The 8502-nt window shown below is 43.8% G+C and carries 8 protein-coding genes; 3 read left to right on the top strand and 5 right to left on the bottom strand.

Going from position 1 to position 8502, the window contains the following annotated elements:
• Positions 1-118: 118 nt before the first annotated feature.
• A complete protein-coding gene (locus JGK36_RS11970) occupies positions 119-313 on the bottom strand; it encodes a transposase (RefSeq protein WP_293187246.1) in 195 nt (64 codons plus the stop codon).
• A gap of 317 nt (positions 314-630) precedes the next feature.
• On the opposite strand from JGK36_RS11970, the gene JGK36_RS11965 reads away from it, so the two are divergent.
• The gene (locus JGK36_RS11965; protein ID WP_293200941.1) at positions 631-759 is read left to right on the top strand and encodes a hypothetical protein; all 129 of its coding nucleotides are present in this window, start codon (positions 631-633) and stop codon (positions 757-759) included.
• A gap of 192 nt (positions 760-951) precedes the next feature.
• Here JGK36_RS11965 and JGK36_RS11960 read toward each other — a convergent pair whose 3' ends face one another.
• Entirely contained in the window at positions 952-1800 is an 849-nt protein-coding gene (locus JGK36_RS11960) for a DUF3598 family protein (protein WP_293175238.1), read from the bottom strand.
• An 18-nt stretch (positions 1801-1818) separates the two neighbouring features.
• Here JGK36_RS11960 and JGK36_RS11955 point away from each other — a divergent pair, with 18 nt between their 5' ends.
• Positions 1819-2646: an SAM-dependent chlorinase/fluorinase gene (locus tag JGK36_RS11955; RefSeq protein WP_293195960.1), complete on the top strand. Its 828-nt coding sequence runs from the start codon at positions 1819-1821 to the stop codon at positions 2644-2646.
• Between the two features lie 61 nt (positions 2647-2707).
• Here the strand turns inward: JGK36_RS11955 and JGK36_RS11950 are convergent, their stop codons facing one another.
• Both JGK36_RS11950 and JGK36_RS11945 read right to left on the bottom strand, forming a co-directional pair.
• Positions 2708-3604: an alpha/beta fold hydrolase gene (locus JGK36_RS11950; RefSeq protein WP_293175235.1), complete on the bottom strand. Its 897-nt coding sequence runs from the start codon at positions 3602-3604 to the stop codon at positions 2708-2710.
• A gap of 34 nt (positions 3605-3638) precedes the next feature.
• Positions 3639-4643 (bottom strand): site-specific DNA-methyltransferase, encoded by a 1005-nt coding sequence (locus JGK36_RS11945; RefSeq protein ID WP_293195963.1) that lies wholly within the window; start codon positions 4641-4643, stop codon positions 3639-3641.
• 183 nt (positions 4644-4826) lie between these two features.
• Between JGK36_RS11945 and JGK36_RS11940 the strand changes: the two genes are divergently transcribed.
• A complete protein-coding gene (locus tag JGK36_RS11940) occupies positions 4827-5630 on the top strand; it encodes a helix-turn-helix domain-containing protein (protein ID WP_293175231.1) in 804 nt (267 codons plus the stop codon).
• Between the two features lie 88 nt (positions 5631-5718).
• On the opposite strand, the gene leuS is transcribed toward JGK36_RS11940, so the two are convergent.
• The gene (leuS, locus tag JGK36_RS11935) at positions 5719-8316 is read right to left on the bottom strand and encodes a leucine--tRNA ligase (protein WP_293195965.1); all 2598 of its coding nucleotides are present in this window, start codon (positions 8314-8316) and stop codon (positions 5719-5721) included.
• Positions 8317-8502: the final 186 nt, after the last annotated feature.

Genomic DNA, 8502 nt, shown 5'->3' with positions numbered 1-8502 from the left:
CGCATCTACAGAGTCAGTTTTAGTTCTCAGAAGTTCGCTTTTAGCAAACCCTTTAATACGCGCCGGATTAACAATGCTAACCTGAAAGCCATTCCCATATAGGAATTCGGCTAAGGCTTCACGCCAAAATGCTAGTGGCTTCCATGCAGGCATGAAGTTCAACAACACTTTGTTTTTGAAGCCAGTTATGCAAACTCTCAAACCCTTGAATATTGTTCGTAAACTTTTTGGGTTTAGTTGCACGACCTTCTTTCAGTAATGAGACGTGAAAGTCTCTTTTACTGATGTCTATACCTAAGACTGTTGATGTCATTGTTTGCTCCAGATGTACTCCGATTTTATGAAAGAACCGACAGGCAATTGAATACTAACCTTGTAAATGCAGGCTTTCCCGGGCGATGCCGAGAGCCTAAGATACTGTCCAGCTTTAGGTGCGCCTGTCATCAGTAATGGGAGCTTATCTACGCAACAGACTTATGCAGTCTAAGGGGCGGGCCAACTTCACCGATTTCTGATGTCCTTGAACAACACTTTCTGCTGAAACTGGCATCTTATTCAGAAACTTTTCTAGTTTCTTTAGATTTACCTGATTGTCGGCTTGATCGCCCACTTGTCGGCTCGATCGCCTGATTGTCGGTACGATCGCCTGATGATCGGTACGATCGCCTGATGGTCGGCTCGATCGCCTCGACTGAAAGTCTGTACGATCGCCTGATTATCGGTATGATTGAATCAATGACGTGGCGATCGACTGACTGACTCTTTTAAGATACAAGGGGCGGGTTCGCCGAAATTCATCTCATCAAATCGCGGAATTAAAAAACCCGCCCCCACCCATCCCAGATACCGAATCAACCTTTTATGCAATCAGAATTTACTGGTTTGGTTAGGCGGGTTTTTGTAGATTGTCTGTGGGAATTAAAGATTGTTGGTTAACCAGACCCTACGGAATTAATGACTAACTTTGCGTTCAGTAACTAAAGTCAAACTTACCCATTCACCCTTATCATTGTAACTGCGAATCATCCGAAACCGCAAGTCAGGTTCTACCAACCAACCGGCCTCAAAAAATATAGGTTTTCTGGATTCAATTTTCACCGGACAAGTGCAAGAACCTCCATCGGGAAGCAACAAAACCTGCACGGGTGTTGCACCTTCGTTAAAATTAATCACAGAACCATCTATGCTGCCGCTAGAACTGATAAGGTTAGGATTACTGCCAAAAGTAATTTTTTGCATGAGCCGATCGCCATTTTGCAAATTCAATTGCAGTTTGGTAGAATAACGATCGGGTGAACGCCAGTCTGGATACATCGTCACAGCCTCGCCCTCCCATTCTCCCAGCAAATCCCCAACAGTTAAAGGCGGACGTTCGGGGACATTTTTATCGGGCTGCTTTTCGCGAATTAAGGTAAGTTGGGATAAATTGCCGTCGGTATTGTAGAGCTGAACGAAGCGCAACCGGCGATAATTGTAGATAAAACCAAACTCGGCACCCGACTCAGAATAAGGCGCTAGTTGAATAGTTCCCTGACAAAAATCTCCATTCTCAAAAAACAGGATATCTCGTCCCAAACTCTGATATTCTCGAACCAGTTCGCTGACTTCCGGTTCGCCGACACCGCTAGGATTTGGGGAAAAGCGGCGCAGTTTCAACCGCACAGTTTTGTTGTCGTTGAGTCCTTCAAGAGAAATAATGCTGGGAGTATCTTGAAGTATCTCTCCCCGCGTTGATAGCTGAGTGAAGGAACCGTGCCATTCTCCTAAGTTTTGCAGAAAGTTTTCCCACTGCGCTACCATATTCTTACCTTTGGATATATGTCTAAAAATAGAATTATAACTCTGCTGACGGATTTTGGATTGAGCGATGTTTATGTGGGAGTGATGAAAGGTGCGATCGCCCAAATCAACCCGCAGTTAAAAGTGATTGACATTACGCACCAAATACCCTCCCAAAATATTGCGGCCGCGAGGTTTTGTTTGATGACTGCTTTTGCTTATTTTCCGCCGGAAACTGTACACGTTGCTGTCGTCGATCCGGGTGTGGGTAGCAAGAGACGCGCGGTGGCGGTGAAATGTGCTAGTTGCTTCCTTGTCGGGCCGGATAACGGGCTGTTTAGCGGGGTGTTGAGTCGCGAAAGTGCGTTAGCGAAGCCCTCGAAGAGGATCGCATCTGTCGAACTCACCAACCCCAAATACTGGCGTACAAATCAACCCAGCAGCACGTTTCACGGTCGCGATATTTTTGCAACAGCGGGCGCTCATTTGGCGAATGGGGTGCCGTTGGAAGAGTTGGGAAGGGAGGTACGCGCTGCAAGTTTAGTGCAGCTAGAGATACCAAATTGCGCCGTTACAGCCACAGGTGCGACAGGTTGCGTTCAATATGTCGATCGCTTCGGCAATCTCATTACCAATATCCCCAATAATTGCATTATAGGTAACAATTGGTCAGTGATAATTAGCAATAGTTGCGATCTAATTCGCATCCCCAGCGGTAAGACGTACAGCGACAGCAAGCCTGGTGATTTAATAGCCATAATTGGTTCTGACGGTTGGCTAGAAATTGCCGTTAACGGCGGCAGCGCTCAATCCGTTTTACAGCTAGAAGTTGGAGATAAAATAGAAATAATATTATCAGGTTCGTAGTGAGGACTTTAGTCCGCATCAAAGCAGACAGGACTAAAGTCCTTACTACGAACCTATTTATTCATCTAATTTTAGATTTTTCGGCAAAATCAACAACAGTTTTGCGGTATTCGCTGCTGTTAAAAAAAGCATCTCCATTATTATGCTTAGCATTAGGAACCAGCAAAATTTGCTTGGGTTCACCAGCAGCAGCATACAACTTTTCACTCATCGCAGCAGGAATCAAAGGATCGGCACTTCCGTGGGCGAACAAAACCGGAATTCGCAGCAATTTAACTTTGTTCAAAGAATCAAACTTTTGCGTCAGCAGCAGCCGCACCGGAAACAGCCGCATCAAACTTTGGCGTTCTACCATATCCAGCATGGAAGTGAAAGAACTTTGAACAATTAAGCCCGCAACTTTAGGATGTGTAACTGCTAATTCTACAGCAACAGCACCTCCGAGTGAATGGCCGTACAAAAAGATTTCGCTAGGCGACAATTGCCGCTGTTTGACTAAATAATTATAAGCTGTTTCCGCATCTTCATATATCCGCGCTTCGCTGGGAAAACTGCCTTGACTGCGCCCGTAACCCCGATAATCCATCAGCAATACAGAAAAACCCAATTCCCGAAAGCGGTAAGATTGATTGATATTCGTACCGATGTTAAAGCCCTTGCCGTGCAGGTACAATAGGGTTCCTAGTGGCTGTGGATTGGCGGTTGGCAGCCACCAACCGTGAATTTTGTCTGTTTTTGCGGTTTTGGGCGATCGCCCGTTAACTGGCAACCAAACCTCTTCGTAGGGGATTTTAAAGGCATCGGGTGTTTTGGCGATCGCAGGTGTGGGACTAAAAATGAGACGAGTTTGCAGGCTAAACAATATTATGCAACAGACGATGTAGGCGATCGTCCAAAATTTCACCAAAGACGATAGCCACTTATAAAAATGTATGTATTTATTTGGTAATTTATTCATTACGGCAAACTCAATAATCGGCGATTTAACAACATTAACAACAATAATTATTGATATCAAACAGTAGCAGAGTCTGAGGTAATATAAATCCCGATGGTTCCTCTGTCAAAAGCTTGTTATATATTTCATCGGCTTTGTCAAAGGATTCTTGAGGTAAAAATCTCAAGGTTGAGGCAGCAATATATTGTTTTTCTAGTTCAAAACTAATCCACTTTCTTGATAATTCTTCTGCTGCGTGACCAGTCGTATTAGAACCAGAAAAAATATCTACTACTAAATCTCCCGGTTCAGTAAGAAAGTTGACAAAAAATGACGGTAACTTTTTGGGGAAACGTGCCGGATGCACCTTAACATTAATCTCTTTGCACAAGCGCAGGTATTGAGAATTGCTATCGGCATTAGAATATTCTAGCAAATTAGATGGCAGAGCGCCTCCATTATCTTTGGCAAATTTATCACTAATCTGATGACCGGAAGGACGTTCCTTGGGAGTATAAAATTCATCAGCATTTTTCAAGAGTTTTTTCATTCTCTCAGAATACTCTACTTTAACTTTAGTAATATTTGCTTGAGGCTGATTAGTTTTGGAAAGCCACCAAACAGGATTTACAGAATCTTTTGCCCGAATTTTTCGTTTATTCACCCACTCTATAGGAGATGGAAGTTTTGAAGGATTAAACCAGAAAAACTCTTGAGCAAGTTTAAATCCATACTCGTCACATAACCGAATAAGCACGCGGTAATTATACAGCGACCTTACAGGTATCCCTTTTTGATAAGCACCGCCAAGGTCTATCACAAAACTTCCCGTATCCTTGAGAACTCTTTTAATTTCCGGTGCAAATCCCAGTAACCAGTCAACATATAATTCTTGGTCTTCATTTCCATAACTTTTTTTACGTTGTAGTGCAAAAGGAGGGGATGTCATGACCAAATCAACAGAATTACTAGCAAGACAATTGAGGAGATGAAGAGAATCTCCCAGATAAGCTTGACCGTACTTGGTGCTATAAACTGGGGCGGGCAAAATATTACTCATATCTAATTGAACATTATTGCAAGTTACAAAATACAGAGTGCGATCGATTTTATAGTCATTCTAGCTTAACTCGTACTGAAAGTACGATCTAATCCGTACTTTCAGTACCTTCTTTAAAATGTAAATTCTTCGTAATATTCACAAATCGAACTGTGAGTACGTTTTTTTCAAATAGTGAAGGGTATGAATTACAAGGAAGCTAGACAACTGTTTGCCGCAAAGGTAAGTCAGTTGCGCCGAGAAAAAAGGATGACACAGGAGGAGTTAGCCGAACTCACAGATAAGACTACTGACTATATCAGTTTATTGGAGCGGGGTGAAAGATCGCCATCCTTTGAAGTCATTCTGAATCTCGCTGAAGCTCTAGACGTACCAGCTAGTTATTTATTGAGCTTTAGCCAAAGCGGTGAAAGTACGGCTATCCTGAATACCCTGATAGCTGAGCCAGTTTCTCCCTCGGTAGTGGAGCCGGTTGAAGAGCCTATTACTACAGAAAACGAACGCAGCTCAGATGCTAAACGGCTAGAAGATGCGATGAAAAGCATCCAAGAATTGCAAAATCTGGCTAGTGAATATGGTATTGCGGATATTTTTCAAGATAATGGGGGAAAGACTTTACAATTATTAATCCTTTTAGGGCTGCGGATATCGCCTGGAAGAGAAGGAAACGATGCTATTGACGCTGAAGGAAAAGAATACGAACTTAAAACAATAAATATTGCCCTCAATAGAAGCGGTGGGGTCACGACTCACCATCATTTAAATGAAATTATACTTAACAAATATCGCAGAGTTGAAGCTTGGTATATTGGACTGTATGAAGGCATAACTCTCAAAGAGATTTATAAACTTACACCTGAAATGCTGGAACCTAAATTTAAAGAATGGGAAGAAAAAGTGAGGCTCAGAAACGAACCGCTAAACAATCCTAAAATTCCCTTAAAGTTAGTTAGAAAAGGGCAACTTGTCTACTCTCATAGTAAATAATAGTTGCCCTGTCAATCTTTAAAGGAGATTAGGTTGTATTTGTGTAGCGTAGCAGTGATATATGACTGACAAGTACAGACTTTTACACTCAAGCTACCACGAAATTAACCAACTTTCCAGGAACCACAATTACCTTTTTAATCTCCTTACCCTCCAGGTGGCGCTTCGCCAAATCCGACTCGCGGGCGTAATTTTCCAAAGCAGCTTTATCCGCACCCGAAGGCACTTGAATAGTGCCGCGCGTCTTACCCATAACTTGAATTACCAGCGTAATTTCATCAGTAACTAAAGCAGATGGATCTGCAACAGGCCAAGTTTGCAAATGTACTGATTCGCTGTTACCAATCAAATGCCACAATTCATCAGCAATGTGCGGCGAAAAAGGCGCTAACAGCAAAATTAAAGTGTTAATTCCCTCGGCATAAACGGGCGAATCCTTACATTTAGCATCAGCCAGCGCATTGTTCAACTTCATCATTTCGGAAACAGCAGTATTAAACTGATACTCGCCCTCCAAATCTTCTCGCACTTCCTTAATTGCCGTGTGAATCGCCCGCCGCAAATCCTTTTCAGCTTTACTTAGCAACTCTTTCTCCCCCCCTTGGGAAGGAATAGCAGAGGGTAAATTATCTTTCTCCCCCCCTTGGCAAGGGGGGGCTGGGGGGGGTGAAGCAAACTCTGTCACCACGCGCCAAACCCGATTTAAAAAGCGGAATTGTCCTTCCACATCAGCGTCATCCCACTCCAAATCCTTCTCCGGTGGCGCCTTGAATAAAATAAACATCCGCGCCGTATCAACCCCATATTTCCCCATAACTTCCAAGGGGTCAACACCGTTGTATTTAGATTTGGACATCTTCTCATAGAAGACTTCCAAAACTTCACCAGTTTGCGGATCTTTAGGATTTTCGGGGTCTACATCTGATGCGGAAACATATTTGCCAGTCACAGGATTTTTGTATGCTTTGGCTTGCACCATTCCTTGAGTTAACAAGCGTTTAAATGGTTCGTCGCAATCAATCAAACCCCGATCGCGCAAAACCTTCGTAAAGAACCGCGAATACAGCAAATGCAGGATTGCGTGCTCGATGCCGCCGACATATTGGTCAACAGGCATCCAATCATTCGTCTTCGCAGAATCGAAGACTTGCGCTTGATTTTGAGCATCAGGATAGCGCAAAAAATACCACGATGAATCCATAAAAGTATCCATCGTATCCGTTTCGCGCTGCGCCGGAGTGCCACAACTCGGACAAGGAACGTTTACCCATTCCGGCATCTTTGCCAAGGGCGAACCTTTGCCAGTAAATTGTACATTTTCCGGCAACAATACGGGTAAATCCGATTGTGGGACAGGCACTGTTCCGCAGGTGGGACAGTGAATTACCGGAATCGGAGCGCCCCAATAACGCTGTCTAGAAATCAACCAATCTCTCAAGCGATATTGCACTCGCGCTTTGCCACAACCTGAATTTACGGCAGCTTGAATAATGGCGGCTTTGCCTTTAATTGAATCCATCCCGTTGAAGCTTTCGGAATTAATCATAATTCCTGGTTCGGTGTAAGCTTCCGTCAGCGGAACTTCATCATCATCCACAATTACTACTTTAATCGGTAGTTCATATTGATTGGCAAACTTGAAATCTCGCGTGTCGTGGGCGGGTACTCCCATGACTGCGCCGGTGCCGTATTCGTACAACACGTAATCCGCAATCCAAATCGGAATTTCTTCATCGTTGAAAGGGTTGATTACTTTGCCGCCTGTGGGGATACCGCGCTTTGGTTTGTCATCAGCCGTGCGATCCATTTCACTTTGCAATGCAACTTCTTTGATGAACGTATCAACAGCGGCTTTTTGGTCTGCCGTGGTCACTAGCTGAGTTAACGGATGTTCCGGCGCTAAAACAACATAACTCACGCCATAAATTGTATCGGGACGAGTGGTAAAAACGGCGACTTTTTCATCCATGCCGACAATGGGAAATTCTAAGTAAGCGCCGACAGATTTACCAATCCAGTTGGCTTGCATTAATTTGACTCTTTCGGGCCAATCTGGCAATTTATCTAAGTCGTTTAATAACTGTTCGGCGTAATCGGTAATTTTGAGGAACCATTGCCGTAATAATTTGCGCTCGACTTTGGCACCGGAACGCCAGGAACGACCTTCGTTGTCTACTTGTTCGTTGGCTAAGACGGTTTGGTCGATCGGATCCCAATTAACTGCGGCTTCTTTCTGATATGCTAATCCTGCTTCTAAAAATTGCAAAAACAGCCACTGAGTCCACCGATAATAATCGGGAGAACAGGTTGTAACTTCTTTTGTCCAGTCGAAAGAAATACCCAGGCGGCGAAACAAGCCTTTCATCTGGGAAATGTTTTGATATGTCCATTCTGCGGGGGGAATTCCGCGCTCGATGGCCGCATTTTCTGCCGGCAAACCAAAAGCGTCCCATCCCATGGGATTGAGTACGCGATAGCCTTGCATCCGCTTGAGTCTGGCAATTACATCGATGATTGTGTAGTTGCGGACGTGCCCCATGTGCAGGCTTCCCGACGGGTAGGGAAACATGGATAAGGCATAAAATTTAGGCTTTTCGGTATCTTCTGGCATTTGGTCTAAGTTTTGCTCAGCCCATGTCTGTTGCCATTTTTCTTCTATGGATTGGGGGTTGTATCTGGAGTCCACAGTAATTGCTCCGTGCAGAGTTTAATAAAGTTGGCTTCAGTATTTTTGCACATTCATGGGGCCGCGATTAGGATTCTTTTGCACCCCCAAGGATTTTGGCTCTAATATCTGTATTATATATTGTAGTATATGAATTTTGAGTTGGGGGCGATTTCTAGGTTAAAAGAATCAGACTTATGTACGGGT

The sequence above is a fragment of the Microcoleus sp. PH2017_35_SFW_U_B genome (assembly GCF_020737865.1).
Classification (GTDB): Bacteria; Cyanobacteriota; Cyanobacteriia; order Cyanobacteriales; family Microcoleaceae; genus Microcoleus.
This window is presented reverse-complemented; position numbering and strand designations above follow the sequence as displayed.

Coding starts and splice junctions, on each gene's coding strand:
- JGK36_RS11950 (WP_293175235.1), bottom strand. CDS start 3,604: ATGAATAAATTACCAAATAAATACATACATTTTTATAAGTGGCTATCG.
- JGK36_RS11940 (WP_293175231.1), top strand. CDS start 4,827: ATGAATTACAAGGAAGCTAGACAACTGTTTGCCGCAAAGGTAAGTCAG.
- JGK36_RS11945 (WP_293195963.1), bottom strand. CDS start 4,643: ATGAGTAATATTTTGCCCGCCCCAGTTTATAGCACCAAGTACGGTCAA.
- JGK36_RS11960 (WP_293175238.1), bottom strand. CDS start 1,800: ATGGTAGCGCAGTGGGAAAACTTTCTGCAAAACTTAGGAGAATGGCAC.
- JGK36_RS11970 (WP_293187246.1), bottom strand. CDS start 313: ATGACATCAACAGTCTTAGGTATAGACATCAGTAAAAGAGACTTTCAC.
- JGK36_RS11955 (WP_293195960.1), top strand. CDS start 1,819: ATGTCTAAAAATAGAATTATAACTCTGCTGACGGATTTTGGATTGAGC.